Origin of the sequence: Streptomyces sp. NPDC059695 (assembly GCF_042733785.1) — a bacterium.
Lineage (GTDB): Bacteria > Actinomycetota > Actinomycetes > Streptomycetales > Streptomycetaceae > Streptomyces.
In genome coordinates this window covers 84447-103735 of the sequence record NZ_JBHWFF010000025.1, presented here as the reverse complement: position 1 = coordinate 103735, position 19289 = coordinate 84447, and the positions used below count along the sequence as shown (strand labels likewise).

General features: G+C 75.0%; 13 protein-coding genes and 1 pseudogene. 5 read left to right on the top strand and 9 right to left on the bottom strand.

Features of this window, described 5'->3' with window-relative positions:
* Nucleotides 1-107: 107 nt before the first annotated feature.
* Nucleotides 108-2081 carry an acetoacetate--CoA ligase gene (locus ACFV2S_RS27860; protein WP_385564597.1) on the bottom strand — a complete coding sequence of 658 codons (1974 nt, stop codon included), beginning with the start codon at nt 2079-2081 and terminating at the stop codon, nt 108-110.
* Nucleotides 2082-2295: 214 nt separating this feature from the next.
* Between ACFV2S_RS27860 and ACFV2S_RS27855 the strand changes: the two genes are divergently transcribed.
* Nucleotides 2296-4674: a TIM-barrel domain-containing protein gene (locus tag ACFV2S_RS27855; protein ID WP_385564594.1), complete on the top strand. Its 2379-nt coding sequence runs from the start codon at nt 2296-2298 to the stop codon at nt 4672-4674.
* Between the two features lie 25 nt (nt 4675-4699).
* Here the strand turns inward: ACFV2S_RS27855 and ACFV2S_RS27850 are convergent, their stop codons facing one another.
* Nucleotides 4700-5200, bottom strand: coding sequence for an NUDIX domain-containing protein (locus ACFV2S_RS27850; protein ID WP_385564591.1), 501 nt, complete (start codon nt 5198-5200; stop codon nt 4700-4702).
* A gap of 59 nt (nt 5201-5259) precedes the next feature.
* On the opposite strand from ACFV2S_RS27850, the gene ACFV2S_RS27845 reads away from it, so the two are divergent.
* The 3 genes from ACFV2S_RS27845 (at nt 5260) to ACFV2S_RS27835 (ending at nt 7805) form a co-directional block, all read left to right on the top strand.
* Nucleotides 5260-6081, top strand: a complete 822-nt coding sequence (locus ACFV2S_RS27845; protein ID WP_385564588.1) for a M15 family metallopeptidase — start codon at nt 5260-5262, stop codon at nt 6079-6081.
* Nucleotides 6082-6156: 75 nt separating this feature from the next.
* On the top strand, nt 6157-6621 hold the full coding sequence (locus tag ACFV2S_RS27840; protein WP_383792673.1) for a Zn-ribbon domain-containing OB-fold protein: 465 nt from the start codon (nt 6157-6159) through the stop codon (nt 6619-6621).
* A complete protein-coding gene (locus ACFV2S_RS27835; RefSeq protein WP_385564585.1) occupies nt 6618-7805 on the top strand; it encodes a lipid-transfer protein in 1188 nt (395 codons plus the stop codon). The genes ACFV2S_RS27840 and ACFV2S_RS27835 overlap by 4 nt, the downstream gene beginning before the upstream one ends.
* Before the next feature lie 117 nt (nt 7806-7922).
* On the opposite strand, the gene ACFV2S_RS27830 is transcribed toward ACFV2S_RS27835, so the two are convergent.
* From ACFV2S_RS27830 to ACFV2S_RS27815, 4 genes are read right to left on the bottom strand one after another with little or no spacing between them, the layout of a single operon-like run.
* The gene (locus ACFV2S_RS27830; protein ID WP_385564582.1) at nt 7923-8528 is read right to left on the bottom strand and encodes an ATP/GTP-binding protein; all 606 of its coding nucleotides are present in this window, start codon (nt 8526-8528) and stop codon (nt 7923-7925) included.
* Nucleotides 8509-8934: a DUF742 domain-containing protein gene (locus tag ACFV2S_RS27825; RefSeq protein ID WP_385564579.1), complete on the bottom strand. Its 426-nt coding sequence runs from the start codon at nt 8932-8934 to the stop codon at nt 8509-8511. Before ACFV2S_RS27825 ends, ACFV2S_RS27830 begins: the two co-directional genes overlap by 20 nt.
* A 10-nt stretch (nt 8935-8944) precedes the next feature.
* Nucleotides 8945-9382, bottom strand: coding sequence for a roadblock/LC7 domain-containing protein (locus ACFV2S_RS27820; RefSeq protein ID WP_385564576.1), 438 nt, complete (start codon nt 9380-9382; stop codon nt 8945-8947).
* Nucleotides 9379-12201 carry a nitrate- and nitrite sensing domain-containing protein gene (locus tag ACFV2S_RS27815; RefSeq protein WP_385564574.1) on the bottom strand — a complete coding sequence of 941 codons (2823 nt, stop codon included), beginning with the start codon at nt 12199-12201 and terminating at the stop codon, nt 9379-9381. Before ACFV2S_RS27815 ends, ACFV2S_RS27820 begins: the two co-directional genes overlap by 4 nt.
* Nucleotides 12202-12648: 447 nt before the next feature.
* Here ACFV2S_RS27815 and ACFV2S_RS27810 point away from each other — a divergent pair, with 447 nt between their 5' ends.
* Nucleotides 12649-13017, top strand: a complete 369-nt coding sequence (locus ACFV2S_RS27810) for a hypothetical protein (RefSeq protein WP_385564571.1) — start codon at nt 12649-12651, stop codon at nt 13015-13017.
* A gap of 108 nt (nt 13018-13125) precedes the next feature.
* Here the strand turns inward: ACFV2S_RS27810 and ACFV2S_RS27805 are convergent, their stop codons facing one another.
* The 3 genes and pseudogenes from ACFV2S_RS27805 to ACFV2S_RS27795 form a co-directional block, all read right to left on the bottom strand.
* Nucleotides 13126-17793, bottom strand: coding sequence for a hypothetical protein (locus tag ACFV2S_RS27805; RefSeq protein ID WP_385564568.1), 4668 nt, complete (start codon nt 17791-17793; stop codon nt 13126-13128).
* 87 nt (nt 17794-17880) lie between these two features.
* A complete protein-coding gene (locus ACFV2S_RS27800) occupies nt 17881-18780 on the bottom strand; it encodes a hypothetical protein (protein WP_385564565.1) in 900 nt (299 codons plus the stop codon).
* A pseudogene (locus ACFV2S_RS27795) lies at nt 18777-19289 on the bottom strand (hypothetical protein); the annotation flags it as partial. The gene ACFV2S_RS27800 and the pseudogene ACFV2S_RS27795, both read right to left, overlap by 4 nt.

The window sequence follows — 19289 nt, the reverse complement described above, 5'->3', positions numbered from 1 at the left end:
ACTGGGGGGGGGCGGGGGGGCGGGGTACTGGGGGGGGGGCTTCACCTGGTCCGCCGGGGGGGGGCCGGCGGGGGGGGCCGGCCGGGGGGGCCCCTGCCGTCACGGGTCTAGCGGCGACGCTCGGCCGCGAGCCGCTCGTAGAAGTGGAGCAGGCCGAGGTCGTCGACCGAGCCCGCGTTGACGGCCTTGGCCAGCGGGGTGCCCTGGAGGAGGCGCTTGACCGGGACCTCGATGCGCTTGCCGGTGAGGGTGTGCGGGACGCCCGGGACCTCGATGATCTCGTCGGGGACGTGACGCGGGGAGAGCTCCTCGCGGATCGTCCGCTTGATGCGGTCGATCAGGTCCTCGTCCAGCGCGACGCCCTCCACGAGGTGCACGAAGAGCGGCATCCAGTACCCGCCGTCCGGTTCCTCCAGGCCGATGACCAGGGACTCGCGGATCTCGGGGAGGCGTTCGACGGCCTCGTAGATGTCGGCGCTCCCCATCCGGACGCCCTGACGGTTCAGGGTGGAGTCGGAGCGGCCGTGGATGACGACCGAGCCGTGGTCCGTGATCGTGATCCAGTCGCCGTGGCGCCAGACGCCGGGGAACATCTCGAAGTAGCTGTCGCGGTAGCGGCTGCCGTCGGGGTCGTTCCAGAAGTGGATCGGCATGGACGGCATGGGGTTCGTGACGACGAGCTCGCCGACCTCGCCGACCAGCGGCTTCCCTGACGGGTCCCACGACTGGAGGTCGGTGCCGAGACCCGCGGCCTGGAGCTCGCCGATGTGGACGGGGAGCGTGGGGACGGCGCCGGCGAAGCAGGAGCAGACGTCGGTGCCGCCGCTGACGGAGGCGATCCAGAGGTTCGCGCGGACCTCGTCGTGGAGCCAGCGGAAGCCGTCGGGGGGCAGCGGGGAGCCGGTGGTGGCGACGCACTTCACCGCGGAGAGGTCGAAGTCCCGGCCGGGGTGGACGTCCGCCTTGGCGCAGGCCATCACGTACGCGGCGGAGGTGCCGTAGAGGGTGGCGCCGGTGCGTTCGGCGACGCGCCACTGGGCCGCGGTGTCGGGGTAGCCGGGGCTGCCGTCGTACAGCACGACGGTCGTGCCGGTGAGGAGCCCGGAGACGAGGAAGTTCCACATCATCCAGCCGGTGGACGTGTACCAGAAGAACACGTCCTCGGGCCCGAGGTCGCAGTGCAGGCCCAGCTGCTTGACGTGCTCGACGAGGATGCCGCCCTGGGACTGGACGATCGCCTTCGGCAGACCGGTCGTGCCGGAGGAGTACAGGACCCACAGCGGATGCGAGAACGGCACCTGCTCGAAGACCGGCTCGACGTCGGCGGCGACCAGGTCGTCCCAGGCGAGGGTGCCTTCGGGGGCGGGGGTGCCGAGGAGCGGGATGTGGACGACGGCACGGAGGGTGGGCAGCTCGGCGCGCAGCTCGGCGACGGTGGCGCGGCGGTCGTGCTCCTTGCCGCCGTAGCGGTAGCCGTCGACGGTGAACAGGACGACCGGCTCGACCTGCTGGAAGCGGTCGAGGACGCTGCGGGCGCCGAAGTCCGGGGCGCAGGAGGTCCACACGGCGCCGACGGCGGCGGTGGCGAGGAGCGCGACGACGGACTGCGGGACGTTGGGCAGGTAGCCGCTGACGCGGTCGCCCGGGTTCACGCCGAGGGCGCGCAGTTCGGCGGCGAGGGAGCCGACCTGGCGGCGGAGCTCGCCCCAGGTGGTCGCCGTGGGCTCATGTGTCTCGTCCACATGGAGCAGGGCCGTGTCATGGGGCCGCTCGACGGCGGCCCGCAGGGCGTGCTCGGCGTAGTTGAGGGTGGCCCCGGGGAACCAGTCGGCGCCCGGCATGGCGCGGTCGCCGAGGACCCGCTCGTACGGGGTCGAGAAGCGGACGTCGAACCATTCGACGACGGCCTGCCAGAAGGCTTCGAGCTCCTCGACCGACCAGCGGTGGAGCGCCGCGTACCCGCCGGCGGCGGGGGCTCCGTGGTGCTCGGCGGCCCAGGCCTGGAAGCGGGTGACGGCGGCCGTGGCGATGCGTGCCTCGTCCGGCTGCCAGAGGGGCTCGGTCGGCGCTGCGGATGTCATTGGGGCGGCTCCCTGGCTGTACGCGGGTCTGCGTGTGTCTCGCGCACGTGCTGGGGTGTGCGCGTGACGCGGCTGACAGGACGATGCCATGTGATCCTCATTCGCACCAGGTCTGCCCGCCCATGGTCAGGCAGTTGAACATGTGCTCCCACCACGGGTGAACGGCAGCTGAACGGAGCTGGTTCGGCCCCGGACGGGTGGCAGGGTGAGCTGCATGAACGGTCGGGAACTGCTGCGTTCGATGAAGGTGTTCGGATCGGCGCAGGGCTTGCGGGGGGTGCGGTCGGCGTGGCGGCAGCGCCGTACGGACGCGTGGGGGCTGCCGCCCCGGGGGCCGGAGCGGGCCAGGGTGCCGGGGCTCGCGGTGGGCGCGGAGGCGGCCCCGGGCGGGGGGACCGTCCGGTTCGCCCGGTCCTCGCTCCGGATCTGCGTGTCGGCGGGCGGCACGGTGTTCTGGGCCTGGGACGGAGCCGGTCCGCTCCCCTCGTACGCGCTGGCCGGCGAGGCGCCCGACCCCGATCCGAGGGCCTCCCTGGAACCCGACACCGACGGCGGCTGGCGGATCGTGTCGGAGCGGGTGACGGTGACCGTCTCCCGGCACGGGGCGGTGGAGCTCCGGACCCCGGGCGGGGTGATGCTCCGCCGGGACCTGCCGCCCCGCTGGTGGGAACCGGTGGCGGGGCGGGCGGAGGAGGACGGGGCGACGGGGGCGGGCGGCGCGCGCTGGGTGCAGCGCAGTGAGGTGCCGGCCGACGCGCGGTTCTTCGGGCTCGGCGGACGGGCGGCGGGGCCGCGCCTGCGGGACGGCTCGTACCGGCTGTGGAACACCGATCCCAAGGGCCGTTTCGGGCCCGGGGACGATCCGCTCTACATCACCATGCCCGTCCAGTTCGTGGTCTCCGACGCGGGGACGCACCTGGCGTTCCACGACAACTCCTGGGACGGCGGGGTGACCCTGGCCGAGGGCGAGGAGGGCGCCGGGTCCGGGCACGACCGGCCGGGCACCAGCGAGGTGCGGATGTCGGGCGGGCCGCTGCGCTGCTGGGTGGTCGTCGGCACCCCCGCGCGCGTGCTGCACGGCTGGGCGGCGCTGACGGGCGCGCCCGCGCTGCCGCCGTCCTGGGCGCTCGGGCCGCAGCACGCGCGCTGGGGCTTCGGCAGCGCTCGGGAGGTGCGCCGGGTGGTGGCCGGGTACCGGGAGCGGGGGCTGCCGCTGTCCGCGGTCCACCTGGACATCGACCACTACGACGGGCACCGGGTGTTCACGGTCGACCGGGAGCGGTTCCCCGACCTGCCGGGGCTCGCGGAGGAGCTGCGCGAGCAGGGCGTGCGTCTGGTGTCGATCGTGGACCCGGCGGTGAAGGCGGAGCCGGGTGACCCGGTCTACGACGGCGGCTCGGCGGTGGACGCCTTCGTCAGGGACGCGCGGGGCCGGGTGGTGCGCGGGGTGGTGTGGCCCGGCGAGTGCGCCTACCCGGACTTCACCGATCCGGCGGTACGGGAGTGGTGGGGCGGTCTGTACGAGGAGCGGCTGCGGCAGGGCTTCGCCGGGGTGTGGCACGACATGAACGAACCGGTGTCCTTCGTGCCCTTCGGCGACCCGACGCTGCCCCGTTCGGCACGGCACGCGCTGGAGGGCCGGGGCGGTGACCACCGGGAGGCGCACAACGTCTACGGGCTCGCGATGACCCGGGCCGGGTACGAGGGGCTGTGCCGGCTGCGGCCCGACGAGCGGCCGTTCGTCTTCTCGCGCTCCGGCTGGGCGGGCATGCAGCGGTACGGCGGCACCTGGTCCGGCGACGTGTCCACCGGGTGGCCCGGGCTGCGGGCCTCGCTCGCGCTCGTCCTGGGCCTGGGGCTGTGCGGAGTGCCCTACTCGGGACCGGACGTCGGCGGTTTCGACGGCAGCCCTTCGCCGGAGCTGTTCCTGCGCTGGTACCAGCTGGGCGCGTGGCTCCCCCTGTTCCGTACGCACGCGGCGATCGACGCCGGACGGCGCGAGCCGTGGGAGTTCGGTCCCGAGGTCCTGGACCACGCGCGCGAGGCGCTGGCCGAACGGGAGCGGCTGCGCCCGTACTTCACGACGCTCGCCCGGCTGGCCCGGATGACCGGCGCGCCGTACGTGCGGCCGGTCTGGTGGGGGACGCCCGAGGACCGGGGGCTGCGGGACTGCGAGGACGCCTTCCTCCTCGGCGACGCCCTGCTCGTGGCGCCGGTCCTGACGGGGGGCGCGGACCGGCGGGCGGTGCTGCTGCCGCGGGGACGCTGGTACGACACGGCGACGGGGCGGGCGTACGAGGGCCCGGGGCAGGTGCTGCTCGACGCGCCGCTCTCCCGGGTGCCGGTGCTGGCCCGGGCGGGCGCGGTGCTCCCCGTGCGGGGCGAGGAGGGCGGGACGGCCCTGGAGGTGTGGGCGCCGGCCGAGGGGCGGACCGGCGGGGGGCTCGTCGTACGCGACACGGGGGACGGCTGGGAGCCGGCCGCGATCGAGCGGTATCAGTCCCGGCTGGTGGACGGCCGGGTGGTGGTGGAGCGCGTCACGGACGACGGGGTGGAGGAGGCGGGGCTGCCGGTGGTGGTGCGGGGGCTGTGAGGGGGCGGACGCCCCTGCGGCCCCGTCACCCGTACGCGCCGTCGAACCACCTCCGTACCGCCTCGGTGTGGAGCGGGAAGGCCAGTTCCGCGGGGGCCGTGAGGACGTGGTGGCCGCTGGTCTCGTCCGTCGGGGCCGACGGCGGGAGCCGGTCGGCCGGACGGGGCGGGAGGAGGCCGAAGAGCAGGAGGTGCCCGGCCGGGGAGCTCAGCGCGTCGGCGAGCCGGACCTCCTCGGCCGAGGCCGGGATGCCGGTCTCCTCACGGAGTTCACGGGCGACGGCGGCGCGCAAGTCCTCGCCGTGGTCGATGAAGCCGCCGGGCAGCGCGACGCCGCCGCGCGCGGGCTCGATGGTGCGGGTGATGACGACCAGGCCCGTTCCCGTCGCGTCGGTGACGGGCAGGAGGGCGACCGCGACGGGCAGCGGGTTGCGGTAGGCGGTGTGTCCGCAGGCCGGGCAGGTGCGGGGCCAGCCGGCGTCGGGCAGGTGCGCGGCGCCGCAGGCGGTGCAGTGGGTGTCCTTCACGGCCCGACCGTACGCGATCGGTCTTTCCCGGCGCTGCCGGAACTGGTAGACGGGGGCGCATGACAGGACTCGCAACCGCTCTCCGTACCCTCGCCGTCACGGCCGCGGCCGGGCTGCTCGCCGTCACCGGTGCCGTCGTCGCGCCCGCTCCCCCGGCCTCGGCCGCGCCGGAGCCCCGAGCTCCCCGGGAGTTCGTGGCTCTGGGCTCCGTGGACCGGACGATCCTCCAGGAGATGCGCTACACGACCGCGCACAACTTCGTCGGCGAGCCGGTCGACGGCTACCGGCAGCCGCTGTGCATCCTGACCCGCCCCGCGGCCGAGGCGCTGCACCGCGCGCAGCTGCGGCTGCTGGCGCGGGGGTACACGCTGAAGGTGTACGACTGCTACCGGCCGCAGCGGGCCGTGGACCACTTCGTGCGCTGGGCGAAGGACCTGGGGGACGAGCGGATGAAGGGGGAGTTCTATCCGCTCGTCGACAAGTCGAGGCTGTTCGCCGACGGTTACATCGCGGAGAAGTCGGGGCACAGCCGCGGTTCGACGGTGGATCTGACGATCGTGCGGCTGCCGGCGGTCCGCACGCGCGCGTACGTGCCGGGCGAGGATCTCGTGGAGTGCTGGGCCCCGAAGGAGGAGCGGTTTCCGGACAACTCCGTGGACATGGGGACCGGGTACGACTGCTTCGACACCCGCTCGCACACCGACGACCCGCGGATCCGGGGCGCGCAGCGGGCCAACCGGCAGCTGCTCAAGGGGACGCTCGTCGCACAGGGGTTCGTGAACCTGCCCGAGGAGTGGTGGCACTTCACGTTCCGGCCGGAGCCGTTCCCGGACACGTTCTTCGACTTCCCGGTGGCGCGCAGGTCCGTGGCCGGACCTTGAGCCCTTCTCAGCACCGGCCTCCCGTGGCACACTGCCGACACGCTTCTGACGGATCGTCAGTTAAGGGAGGTCCAGGTGGCACGGACGCGCAGACCGGTGGTGGCCGGGTGGTTCACCGACGACACCGTGCCGGAGGCGGAGTTCCGGCTGCTCGGCACCCGCTGCACGGCCTGCACCTCGGTCTTCTTCCCGCGCGAGGACGACTGGTGCCGCAACCCGGGCTGCCCCGGCGGCGGTGAGCTCGCCGAGGTCCCTCTCTCGCCGCGCGGCCGGGTCTGGTCGTACACCGACGGCCGGTACCGCCCGCCCGCCCCGTACGTCTCCGACCCGGACGCGCCCTGGGAGCCGTACACCCTGGTCGCGGTCGAGCTGGCGGCCGAGGCGATGGTGGTCCTCGGCCAGGCGGCGCCCGGCGTGTCCACGGCCGACCTCGCCGTCGGGACGGAGGTCGAGGTGGTGCCGGGCGTGCTGAACGAGGACGGGGAGCACACCTGGACCACCTGGAACTGGCGGCCCGTGGCACCGGAGGGGCGGTCGTGAACGACGTCGCCGTGCTCGGGGCCGGGATGCACCCCTGGGGCAAGTGGGGCCGGAGCTTCGTCTCGTACGGGACGGCCGCCGCCCGCGCCGCGCTCGCGGACGCCGGCCTGGAGTGGCCGGACATCGGGTCGGTCGTCGGCGCCGACACCATGCGGTGCGGATACCCGGGCTACGTGGCGGGGGCGACCTTCGCCCAGGCCCTCGGCTGGCAGGGGGCCCGGGTCACCAGCGTGTACGCCGCCTGCGCCTCGGGCGCCCAGGCCATCGGGACGGCGCGCGCCCAGATCCTGGCGGGCCTCGCCGACGTGGTCCTGGTCGTCGGCGCGGACTCGACGCCGAAGGGCTTCCTCGCCCCGGCCGGCGGCGAGCGGCCCGGCGACCCGGACTGGCTGCGGTTCCGGCTGCTCGGGGCCACCAACCCCGCGTACTTCGCGCTCTACGCCCGCCGGAGGATGGCGCTGTACGGCGACACCGCCGAGGACTTCGCCCGGGTGAAGGTGAAGAACGCGGCGGCCGGCGCGCTCAACCCCCTGGCCCGCTACCGCGCGCGCGTGACGCCCGAGGAGGTCGCGGCCTCGCCCGTGGTCGCCGATCCGCTGCGACTCCTCGACATCTGCGCCACCTCGGACGGGGGCGCCGCGCTGGTGCTGTCCAGCATGGAGTTCGCGCGCCGGCACGGGCACCCCGACCCGGTCCGGGTCAGGGCCGTGGCGACCGTCTCCCCCACGTACCCCAAGGCGGTCCTCGACCTCCCCGACATCGCGACCGACTCGGCGGCGGCCGTCGCGCCCGCCCCGCACGGCTTCCGCGCCTCGATCGCCCGAGCCGCCTACGAGGAGGCCGGGATCGGGCCCGAGGACCTGTCCCTGGCGGAGGTGTACGACCTGTCCACCGCCCTGGAGCTGGAGTGGTACGAGGACATCGGGCTCTGCGCGCCGAGTGAGGGCGCCAAGCTGGTGCGGGACGGCGCGACGGCCCTCGGCGGGCGGCTTCCGGTCAACACCAGCGGTGGCCTCGGCTCCTTCGGGGAGGCGGTGCCCGCCCAGGCGATCGCCCAGGTCTGCGAGCTGACCTGGCAGCTGCGCGGCACGGCGGGCGACCGGCAGGTGCCGGGGGCGAGGGTCGGGATCACCGCGAACCAGGGCCTGTTCGGCCACGGTTCGGCGGTGGTGGCGGTGCGCTGACCACCGCCGGCACCCCGCTGCCGGGCCGGGCCGGGGCGCGGACAGGCCCCGGCCCCCGTCGGGGTCCGTCCCCGTCAGGTCGTGACCCCTGTCGGGCCCCGGCCCCGTCAGGTCACGTCAGCTCGTGACCCCCGTCGGGGTCCGGTCCGCGAGGACCAGGGCGTGCTGGACCACCGCCACGAGGACGTCCTTCACGGACTCTCGGTCCCGGGCGTCGCACATCAGGAGCTCCACCTCGGGGTCGAGGTCGAGCGCGCCGCGCACGCTCTCCGCGGGGAACCGCCGTGCCCCCTCGAAGCAGTTGACGGCCACCGTGAAGGGGATGCCGCGCCGCTCGAAGTAGTCGATGGCCGCGAAGCTGTCCTCCAGGCGGCGGGTGTCCGCGAGGACGATCGCGCCCAGGGCTCCCTGGGCCAGCTCGTCCCACAGGAACCAGAAGCGGTCCTGCCCCGGGGTCCCGAAGAGGTAGAGGACGAGGTCCTCGCGCAGCGTGATCCGGCCGAAGTCCATCGCGACCGTGGTGGTCGTCTTGGTCTCGACGCCGTGCAGGTCGTCGACGGGCCGCCCCGCCTCGCTGAGGATCTCCTCGGTCCGCAGCGGCCTGATCTCGCTGACCGCGCCCACCAGCGTCGTCTTGCCGACCCCGAACCCGCCCGCGACGAGGATCTTCAGGGTCACCGGCTCGACGAAGGGCTTCTTGCGGCTAGAGCGCCCGAAGGCCATTGATCACCTCGCGAAGGATGCTCACGTCCGGCAGCTCGGCCGGCGGAACGGGGCGGGTCACATGGACGAGTTCGTCCTCGACGAGGTCGCCGACGAGGACCCGGACCACCCCGACGGGGAGGTCGAGTCCGGCGGCGAGCTCGGCGATCGACTGGGGCTGCTCGGAGCAGCGTTCGACGATCTCCACGTGTTCCGGGGAGAGCGTCTGGTCCCGGCCGGGGTCGTCGGCGGCGGGCTCGGGTACGACCACCGCGATCAGGTCGAGCCGGTGGCGGGTGGCGGCGCTCGTCCGGCCGCGGGTCATCGCGTACGGACGAACCACCGGCCCGGCCTCGTCGTCGAACCAGCTGTGGGGTCCGGGGGTCAGGTCACGCTTCCGCCGGTTCCGCTCGGCTTCGTCACTCATGCCGTCCCACTCACCCTCCCGAGGGCTGACCGGTCCGGGGAGCCGTCGCGAGGTGGGCCCCGACCCGCTTCACCATCAGCGTCATCTCGTAGGCGACCTGGCCGACGTCCGAGTCGGCGTCCGCGAGCACCGCGAGGCAGCTGCCGTCGCCCGCGGCCGTGACGAACAGGAAGGCGTCCTCCAGCTCGACGACCGTCTGACGGACCTTGCCGGCCTCGAAGTGGCGGCCGACGCCCTTGGCGAGGCTGTGGAAGCCGGAGGCGACGGCGGCCAGGTGCTCGCCGTCCTCCCGGGTCAGGTCCTGCGACGCACCGGTGGGGAGGCCGTCGCTGGAGAGCACGAGGGCCTTCCGGATCGACCCGACGCGCTGGACGAGCTCGTCGAGGAGCCAGTTCAGCTCGCCGTTTCCGGAGGTCGTGCTGGGTGCTGCGGCGTTCGGTGCGGTCATCGACCGTCCCCCTCGGGTGTCGTTCCTGGTGCTGTCGGGTCGTCCGGCTCTGTGGTGTCCCGCCGGCCGCGCTGCCAGCCACGCTGCATGGCGGCCATGCGCGCGCGGACCTCCTCGGCGTCGCGTTCGAAGGAATCGGGTCCGTCGGAGGGTTCCGGCCGGGCGTCGCCCCGGTTGCCCGTACCGCGGCCGGCCCGGCCCTCCGTCTCGCGCAGCTGGGGCGCGAGGCTGGCCTGGCGGACGCGGCGGGGCAGGCCGCCGAACGGGTCCGGGCTCTCGCCCGGCACGGTGCCTTCGGCCGGTACGGAACCCGCCGGTGGTACGGGGACGAGGACGGGACCGGCACCGGCCGCGGTCAGCGGGCCCCGCCGGTCGTCCTGCGGGTGCGCGTGGTCCGGCTGCGGCTGGGAGCGGTCGGCGCGTCCATGGGCGCGGCCCGGCTGCGGGTGCGCACGGTCGGCCTGCGCGTGGGCGCCGTCCGGCTCGTCGAGGCGGCGGCCGTGGTCCACGACGAGCGTCGGGGTGCGGCGGCGGGGCAGCGGCACGGGGCCGAGGAGCGGGCCGCCGGCGGGCGCGTCCTGATCGGCCCGGCCCGCCGTGCGGTCCGGGGCCTGCTCGTGCTGCTCGCCGGCGGGCGCGAGCCCGGTGCGGCGCCGGTCGCGGGGGCGGAAGAGGCCGCCGCGCTCGCTGTCGCTGTCGAGGAGGTCCGCCGACCGGTCGAGGAGGACGTCGAAGTCCTCGGTGCCGAGCGGGGCCTCCAGCTCCACGGGGCCGTCGAGCGCGCCGGGTCCCTCGGTCACGTCGGGGACCTTCGTCAGGGCGGGCCGGCGCAGGGGCAGCGCGCCGTCGGCGGCGCCGTCCTCGGGACGGGCCGGTCGGTCCAGGGTCTTGCGGTCGAGCCGGAACCCGGCGCCCTGGGTCTCGGGGGCGTCGGTGAGCAGCGCGGCCGGGATGAAGACGACGGCGGTGGTCCCGCCGTACGGGGAGGTCTGGAGGGAGACCCGGACGTTCTGGCGCTGGGCGAGGCGGCTGACCACGAAGAGGCCGAGCCGGTCGGTGTCCGAGAGCTCGAACTCGGGGGTCTCGGCGAGCCGGAGGTTGGCGTCGAGCAGGGCGTCGGGGTTCATGCCGAGGCCGCGGTCGTGGATCTCCAGGGTGAAGCCGTTGGCGACCCGCTCGCCGAGCACCTGGACGGCGGTGTGCGGGGGCGAGTACACCGTGGCGTTCTCGAGGAGTTCGGCGATGAGGTGGGTGAGGTCCGCGACGGCCGGTCCGCCCACGCCGAGCCGGGGCAGCCGGCGCACCTCGATGCGCTCGTAGTCCTCGACCTCGGCGACGGCGGCGCGGACCACGTCCATGAGCTGGACGGGCTTGCGCCACTGGCGGGAGGGTGCGGCGCCGGAGAGGATGACGAGTCCCTCGGCGTGTCGGCGCATGCGGGTGGTGAGGTGGTCGAGGCGGAAGAGGTCGGCCAGCTCGTCGGTGTCCTCGGTGCGCCGCTCCATCGTGTCGAGGAGGGTGAGCTGACGGTGGAGCAGGACCTGGTTGCGGCGGGCGAGGTTGACGAACACCTCGGAGACCCCGCGGCGCAGCTCCGCCTGCTTGACGGCGGCCTCGACGGCCGCCCGCTGGAGGGTGTTGAGGGCCTGGCCGACCTGGCCGACCTCGTCCTCGCCGTAGCGCAGGTGGGGCACCTCGGTGCCGACGTCGACCTGTTCGCCGGCGGCGAGACGGCGCATGACGCTGGGCAGCCGGACGCCGGAGACCTCCTGGGCCTCCTTCTGCAGGCGGCGCAGGTCGCGGACGAGTTCGCGGCCGATGCGCAGGGAGATGACGACGGAGGCGATCAGGGCGAGGAAGCCGAGGACGCCCGCGACGCCGACCTTGAGGAGGACGCTGTACGCGGCGGGCTGGACGCGGTCCTGGTAGCGGTCACCGGCGGCGGTGTTCTCGCGGGCCAGGTCGTCGAGGACGGGGCCCGCCTGGTCCTGCCACCGCTCGGCGGTGATGGCGCGCGGGCTGTCGGTGGGGCCCTCTTCGATGATCGCGTTCTCGGCGGTGCGCAGGGGCTGGGTGTCGGGGCTGCGCCAGTACTTCTCGAAGTGGTCGCGCTCGGCGGCGGGCAGGAGTTCGAGGTTGACCTCGTAGAACTGCTCGCGGTTGGCGACGAGGTCGGATATCGCGCGGATCTCCTCGACGGTGACGCGGTCCGCGACGAGCGCCGAGAGGACGAGGGCGTCCTCCCGGGAGAGCAGCTCCCGCGCGCGCGTGATGCCGACGAGGGCGCGGCCCTGCTTGTCCATCTCCACGTTCTCGAGGGCGTGGAGGGTGATGAGGAAGCTGTAGCAGGGGTCGACGAGCCGGTTGTAGAAGTCGAGGGCCTGCATGCGGCCGATGTCCCGCTTCTCGACGGAGCGGCGCAGGGAGGCGAGGCCGTCGAGGGCGTCGAGGAGGGAGGTGAGCCGCTGGGCGGTGACGGGGCGCATCTCCTCGCGCACACCGGGGTCGGCGGCGTTGGCGCGGATGCGGGTGATCTGCCGGTCGGTGGCGCGCCGGGTCTCCTGCAGGGAGGCGAGGGCGTTGGAGCCACGGGGGTCGGCGAGGTAGATGAGCGACTGGCGGCGTTCGATCTGGATGACCCGGGCGGTGTCCTCCAGGGGGTAGCCGACCTTGTCGACGATGTAGCCGACGTCGAGGAGCTGGTCGGCCTCACGGCCCGTCAGGACCGTGGCGAAGCCCCACAGTCCGGTGAGGGAGACGAGCGGTACGAGCAGCAACGCCACGATCTTCCTGCGGATGGACTTCCCGCGAAAGCGCATGGCCTCCCCCAGCTCGGCCCCCGTGCGGCACGGGGGCCCTTCACGTTCGTGACGTCCGGCGTCAACACGCGGCGTCAACCTTGAGTTTCAACAAACGGCGGCGCGAGCCTACTACTGCATCACGGCCATCCCGAAGGCGTGTCCGAGCTATTTTCAGCCTGTCGAGTGAGTGTTGATCATGAGATGTCCCGGTATTAAGGGAGTTGGGAATGGCCACTGTGGCGTAGGACACCTGATGGTGTGCCATTTCTCCTGCCTGCCTCCCGCCTGCACGGATGGCTGGAACTGTTCGTTCCGCCAGGACACGTGTCGTGTTCGTCCACCCCCGGGCGAAACCTTTTCCCTCTCCCGTGCGTCAATACGTACGGGGAGGGTTCTGTCCGTGTAAAGGGGCTCAAGACGGGCAGCCGACCCTGAAGTCGTTCAGTGGTGGGGAGTGACAGGACAATGGAAGACGAGACGCGGTCGGCGCGGCAGTTGTGGGTGGAGGACGAGCGGGGCCGACGGCGGATGCCCGATCCGGTGCGGAACGCCGCCGTGCGGGCCGTGATGATCACGTCGGTGACGCTCATCCAGGCCGTGGTGGCCTTCTTCAGTACGGTCGCGGGCGCGTGGCTGGCGTTCCCGGTGACCGTCACGGCGGTCGCCTCGACCGTCGTGGCCACCTGGAGCGTCCTCGACGTCTGGATCACCCGTCAGGTCTGGCGTCAGCGCAACGGCGTGGTGTCCGAGCCCAGCAGCACGGCGCGTCCGTCGATCCGGACGCGCCGCGACGAGGGCCGGGCGGAGACGGCGCCGCTGTCCGAGGCGGCCTGAGGAGAAGGCGCCGCTGTCGAGGCGGCCCGGACCGAGCGGTGAGGAACAGCGGCCCGGTCCCCTTCGGGGGGCCGGGCCGCTCGCCGTCTCACGGGGTACGGCGTGAGGTCACGCCCCGCCCGCCCGGACCGGCTCGTCCGACGCGTGGCGGCGGAACATCCGGGTCGCCGTGATCTCTCCGTGGATCGCCTCCCCCTCCGAGCCGGGCTGCGGCAGCCCGGGGCGCAGGTGCTCCTCCACGCTGATGTACTTCAGCCCCGCCCTCAGGTCCGCGTCGTTGCGCAGCCGGATGACCAGCGGGAACTCGGCGAGCGCCGTCGTGTCGAACAGGCCCGTCGTGTAGAGGAGCTGGACGCCCAGCGCGTCCGACACGGCCCGCTGGAGCTCCAGCAGGTACGTGGCGTTGGCGCGGCCGATCGGGTTGTCGAGGAACAGCGTGCCCGCGTGCCGGTGCTTGTCACGGCCCCGGTCGTTGGAGCGGAGCGCCGCCATCGTGCAGTACAGGGCGATGGCGGCGGTGAGCAGCTGGCCGCCGGAGAAGACGTCGCCCATCTGCCCGACGGGAACCCGCTCGGCGCGGAGCACCGCGTCCGGCTTGAGGATCTCGACCGAGACGCCCTTGGGCTCCAGGGCCGCCTGGACTCCCCGCAGGAGCAGCGACATCCCGTCGCGCCGCAGGTCGGAGTTCTTCTTCACGGCGGCACGGGTCGCCTCGTCGACGACCTCGCCGAGCCGCTCGGCGAGCGTGGCCTGGTCGGGCTCCTCGAACCGGATGCGGAGGAACTCCTGGCCCGACCACTCGCCGAGGCCCTCGGGGAGCCGGGAGAGCCGCTGCGCGGAGCGGAGCGTCGCGAGCGAGGACTCCACGAGGCCGCGCAGCCGGTCCACGATCGAGCCCCGGTTGCGCTCCAGCTGCTCCAGCTCGTCGGTGAGGACGCGCAGCCGGGGCGCGAAGGCCTCGGCCCACTTGGCGGCGTGCTCGGGGAGCGCGGACGCCGGCAGTTCGCGGATCTGCTGGCGGGCGGGGGTGCGGACCTGCTCGTAGCGGGTGGAGTTGGCGTGCCGGACGAGGATGTCGCTCGCCTCGCGCACGGAGGCGTCGGCGCCGGACAGCTCGGCGGTGCAGGCGCGCAGCGAGCGGCGCGCCTCGGCCGCCACCGTACGGGCCTCCTCCAGGGTCCCCGGGTACGGCTCGGTCTCCTCGCGCTCCTCGTCCGCGTGGTCGCGCAGCAGGTCCCGGAGCAGGGCAGCCGTCTCGTCGAAGCCGCCGGCGGCGTCCTCGGCGGCCCGGTGGTCCCGGAGCAGTCCGGCGTGGGCGGCGCGCGCCGCGTCCAGGGCGTCGGTGCGGGTGGCGAGTTCGGTGGTGGCCGTACGGAGCAGGGCCTGGGCCCGCTCGGCGTCGGCGGGCACCAGCTCCTCGGGCAGCTCGGTGTGCGCCTCGCCGTCCTCGGGGGCCAGGCGCTCGGCCTCGCCGCGGAGCCGGCCGAGCTTCTCGCTGGCCTCCGACGCGCGCGTCTCCAGCATCTGGACCAGGGCCTCGGCGCGGGCGGCGGCGGCCTGGCGGGACGGGCCGTCGGCACCGTCGGTGGACTCCAGGAGCTGTTCGGCGCGGGTGCGGACCTTGTTGGTGAGGCGGTCGAGCTCGGCGAGAGCGGCGGACTCGTCGCTCTCGGCGCGGGCCTGCTCGGCCCGGAGGTCGGCGCCGACGCCGACCTTCTCGTACACCTGGGAGGCCGCGCGGTAGGCCTCGCGGAGGGTGGGGAGCGCGGCGCGGGGCGCGTCCGGCTCCTCCTCCGGGAGGTGCTCGGGGGCGCCGGCGATCTCGGCGCGCTCGGCCCGCAGGGCACGGGCGGTGCGGTGGGCGTCGTCGGCGGCGCGCTGGGCGGCCCTGCGGTCCTCGTCGGCTGCGCGGGCCCGCTCCAGGCAGGTCGTGGCACGGGCCTCGGACTCGGCGGCGTCGTCGGCGAGTTCACGGAGCTTGGCCTGCCAGGCGGACCGCTCGCGCAGCCGGAACGCCAGGCCGGCGAGCGCGTCGGCGACGCGGCGGGCGCGCTGGGCGGCCTCCTGGCGTTCGTCGCGCAGCCGGGCGGCCTCGGCGGCGACCTCGTCGGCCTCGCTCCGGGCCGCGCGGGCCTCGTCCAGGGTGGCGGCGGCGGCCTCGGCGGTCTCGCGGGCGGTCGTGGCGACGGAGGCGAGCTCGGCGAGCATCCCGAACGGGCAGTCGGCGCGCCAGGCGCCGATCCGGGACGCGAGGGCGCGGTCGCCGGAGAGGCGGGCGGCGAGGCCGCGGATCTCCTCGTCGCGGGCGGTGGCGCGGGTGCGCAGCGCCTGCCGCTCCTCGTCGGCGGCGTGCTCGTCGTGCATGGCCGGGTTCGGCGGGACGAGGAAGACCCCGCCGTCCTCCGCCGCGTCCTGGGCGGGTACGGGGGCGAGGAGGGCGGCGGCCGTGCCGACGGCGACGGCGGAGCGGGGCAGCAGGGCGGCGGCGCCGAGGACCTCGCGGGCGCGTCCGTACGAGATCGGGTCGGTGATCACGACACCGTCGACGAGCTCGGGGCGGGCGGCGAGGACCCGGGCGTGGTCGCCCGGGTCCACGGACTGGGCGAGGTAACGCCAGCCGGGGAGGGCGGGGATGCCGTGCTCGCCGAGGTACTCGACGGTGGCGAGGACGTCCGGGCCGGGCGGCAGCAGGCCGCCGTCGCCGAGGGCGCCGAGGATGCGGGAGTCGTCGGCGGCGGCGGTGCGCAGGTCGAAGAGCTGGCGCTCGGCCGAGGCGACGGCCTGGTCGAGCAGTCCGCGCAGCTCGTCGGCGTACCGGTCGAACTCGGTGACGGTGAGCGGCCCCTGGTGCTCCGGACCGGGACCGGAGTCCTCCTCGGGCTCGGCGTCGGAGGGGGCGGCGGCGCGCTGGCCCGGGAGCGGGGAGCCGGAGGACGGCAGGCTGAGCAGCTCGGCGAGGCGCTCCTCGGAGGCGAGGGCCTCGGCGGCGCGGCGCTCCGCGTCGTAGGCGTTCCCCGCGGCCTCGGCGGCGTCCGCGGCGCGGGCGGCGGCGAGTTCGGCGCGGGACTCGGCACCGGCGGCCTCACGGGCGCGCTCGGCCGCGGTGCGGGCGGCCTCGCGGGCCGCGTCCCAGGCGGCGACCGTCGTCTTCTCGGCGTCGCTCGCGGCGAGCGCGGCGCGGGCCGGGTCGGCGTCGGGGGCCGTGTCGTCGAGCCAGCCGGCCCGGACGGCCTCGGCGGTCTCCTGCTCGACCTCGGCGAGCCGCTGGCGCAGGTGGCCCGCCTCGCTGCGGGCCCGCTGGGCCTCGGTGGCGGCGGCGGTGGCGTCGCGGTGGGCGGTCTCGCTCGCCTCCTGGAGGGCGGTGGAGCGTCCCTCCTCCTCCGCCGCGTGGCGCTCGCCCTCATCGGCGGCGGAGGCGAGGGCCCGTACGAGATCGCCGGCGGCCAGGGCACGGGCGGCGAGGGCGGGGGCGGCGTCGCGCTCGGCCTCGCGGATGGCGGCGGCCACGCGCGCGGACCGGTCGCCCGCGGCGCGGTGGCGGAGCACGACCTCGGCGGCCTGCCAGGCGGCGTGCACGGTACGGGCGTCGACGAGTTCGCGGCGCTGGGCGGCGGCGCCCTTCTCGGCGGCGGTCAGGGCCAGGGAGGCGTGCCGGTAGGCGAGTTCGGCGGCGATGAGGGAGCTGCGGCCGCGGGCGGTCTCGGCCTCGGCGACGGCGTGCCCGGCGGAGGTGACCTGCTGGGCGAGTTCGGCGGCGCGGCCGCGCTCCTCGCCGGCGCGGGCGGAGAGCCTGCGGGCGAGGGTGCGGGTGCGGCGCTCGGCGCCGGTGTGGACCTCGCGCGCGTGGGCGCGGGTTCCGGCGGCTTCGACGATGCGTCCGAGGAGGTCGACGGAGCCGGCCGTGAAGTCGCGCTCGGCGGTCAGTTCGGCGCGGCGGCCGAGCTTGTTGCCGAAGCCGCCGACGAGGTCCGCGAGGCCGTCGGTGTCACGGGTGTCGGTGACGGCGCGCAGGAGCAGGTCGGTGAAGTCGGAGTCCTTCTTGACCGCGAAGAGGCCGGCGGCCTCGCCCTCGTCGGCGTTCATCTCGCGCTGGTAGCGGAAGAGTTCGGGGTCGAGGCCGAGGTCGCCGAGGTGCTCGTTCCAGCGGTCGTGGATCTCCTCCCAGACCACCTCCAGATGCGGGTAGGCCTTCCCCGCCTCGGTGAGCGCGTCGCGGAAGCCCTTCATGGTGCGGCGGCGGCCGGTCGCGCCGGAGGCGCCCTCGACGGGCGGGCGGACGGAGGTCGCCTCGGCGACGGGCAGGTTGTCCAGGCTGAGTCCGGGGCCGGGACGGAAGGAGTACCAGGCCTCGGCGAACTTCCGCGGGTCGTTGGAGACCTGGCGGCCGCGCCACTCGCTGGCCTTGCCGACGACGACGAGTTCGCCGGTGAGGGTGTGCTGCCACTCCAGGGCGACGTGGCCGCAGTCGTCGGCGAGCAGGAACTTGCGCAGCACGCCCGAGCTGGCGCCGCCGAGGGTGTTGCGGTGGCCGGGGAGCATGACCGAGAAGATCAGCTTGAGGAGGACGGACTTGCCGCCGCCGTTCTCCAGGAAGAGCACGCCCGCGGGGGCCGGGCGGCGCGGCGGGCCGACCGGCTCGTCCTCGAAGAACTCCGCCTGGGTGGGGGCGGGATGGGGCACGGGCGCGCCGACTCCGCGCAGGTCCAGGACGGTGTCGGCATAGCGTGCGCCGGCGGGACCGATGGAGTAGAGGCGGACCCGGGACAGCTCGTACATGGCGAGGGACTCTCGTGCTCTCGTGCTCGTCGTGCTCAGGAAGGGCGGTTGCTCGGGGCGTTACGCGCGCGTGGTCACGCGGGGAGGTCACGCATGGAACGGCAGGCCCGCGTCGGCAGCGAGTTCCAGGTCGTCGCCCTCGGGCGGCGGGAGGAGGGTCGCGGAGCCGTCGCTGACGGGGACGACGCCGAGTTCGAGGAGCTCGGCCATGGCGGCGGAACCGGCCATGTCGCGGACCTGGAGCTGGTAGCGCGCGGTGGTGCGGTACGAGCCGCCGCCCTCGTCGCCGGTCCGCTGGAGGAAGCCGGAGTCGGTGAGGAACGCGGCCGCCTTGCCGACGATGCCGGTGGTGGATCCGGCGAGACGGCGGGCGTCCTTGGTGGCTCCGGTGGCGCTGCGCCGGGCGTAGATCCGCCAGGCGGCCTCCAGGCCGGGGGCGTCCGAGGCCGGGTCGGTGTTCTCGCCCTGCTCCTCCGCGCGCTGCTCCAGGCGCAGGCAGGCCTGGCGCACGAAGGCGTCGACCCCGTTGACCGTGAGTCGGCCGATGTACGCGTCGTCGGCGAGGTCCTCGGGCCGGGGGAAGGCCATGGTGGCGACCGCGAGGTGGGCGAGGCCGTGCAGGAACCGGTCGGCGGAGTCCGGGGAGGCGCGGCGGGCGTAGTCGCCCATGCGGACGGCGAAGACGGAGTCCTCGCCGGCGGTGACGGCCATGCCTGCGCGCGGGGACACCTCCAGGACGACGAGGCCGAGGCCGGTGGCCACGGCGTCCGCGAGGCGCGCGAAGGCGGGGTCCTCGCGGTAGCGGCGCAGCAGCTCGGTGTACTCGGCGTCGCGGGCGGGGAGCAGCTTGGGCTGGAGGCCGAAGGAGACGAGCCGGGCCGCGTCGGCCGCGTCGGCGGGGGTGACGGCGGTGGAGGGGGCCGAAGGCTGCGGGGGCTGCTCCTGCTCGCTCCACGCGTCGGTGTACTCGGCGTGGGTTTCGCTCACGGCTGGGGCTCCTCGGTACGGCTCTCGGTCGGTACGGCGCGGGGTGCGGGTCGGGGCAGGGGCAGCGGGACCGGGGTGACGGCCGCGGGGGCGACGGCGGGGCCGGGGCGGTCTGCGGGGGCGGGCGGCCCGTCCGTAAGCCGCACGGCCCGCACGGCCGGGAGGCCCCGGCGCCGGGCGGGCGGGACGCGGGACGGCTCCGGGATCGTCACGGCCACGAACCGCGGCCGGCCGGCGGCGGACGGGCGGGACGCGTCGACGTCCTGGGCAGGGTCGGTCGCGTCGGTCGCGTCAGCCTCTTCGGCCTCGCCGGTCGCGTCAGCCTCTTCGGCCTCGCCGGTCGCGTCAGCCTCTTCGGCCTCGCCGGTCGCGTCAGCCTCTTCGGCCTCCTCGAACGCGACGGCCTCCTCGGTCGCGTCGGCCTCGTCGAACGCGACAGCCTCGTCCGCCCCCCCCGGGCGGGGCCGTGGGGGTCCCCGGGCCCCGGGGCCGGCCCGCGGGATCGCGGC

Excerpts from the sequence above, each read along its gene's own strand:
- ACFV2S_RS27855 (WP_385564594.1), top strand. The coding sequence starts at position 2,296 with ATGAACGGTCGGGAACTGCTGCGTTCGATGAAGGTGTTCGGATCGGCG.
- ACFV2S_RS27845 (WP_385564588.1), top strand. The coding sequence starts at position 5,260 with ATGACAGGACTCGCAACCGCTCTCCGTACCCTCGCCGTCACGGCCGCG.
- ACFV2S_RS27860 (WP_385564597.1), bottom strand. The coding sequence starts at position 2,081 with ATGACATCCGCAGCGCCGACCGAGCCCCTCTGGCAGCCGGACGAGGCA.
- ACFV2S_RS27825 (WP_385564579.1), bottom strand. The coding sequence starts at position 8,934 with ATGAGTGACGAAGCCGAGCGGAACCGGCGGAAGCGTGACCTGACCCCC.
- ACFV2S_RS27815 (WP_385564574.1), bottom strand. The coding sequence starts at position 12,201 with ATGCGCTTTCGCGGGAAGTCCATCCGCAGGAAGATCGTGGCGTTGCTG.
- ACFV2S_RS27805 (WP_385564568.1), bottom strand. The coding sequence starts at position 17,793 with ATGTACGAGCTGTCCCGGGTCCGCCTCTACTCCATCGGTCCCGCCGGC.
- ACFV2S_RS27820 (WP_385564576.1), bottom strand. The coding sequence starts at position 9,382 with ATGACCGCACCGAACGCCGCAGCACCCAGCACGACCTCCGGAAACGGC.
- ACFV2S_RS27830 (WP_385564582.1), bottom strand. The coding sequence starts at position 8,528 with ATGGCCTTCGGGCGCTCTAGCCGCAAGAAGCCCTTCGTCGAGCCGGTG.
- ACFV2S_RS27810 (WP_385564571.1), top strand. The coding sequence starts at position 12,649 with ATGGAAGACGAGACGCGGTCGGCGCGGCAGTTGTGGGTGGAGGACGAG.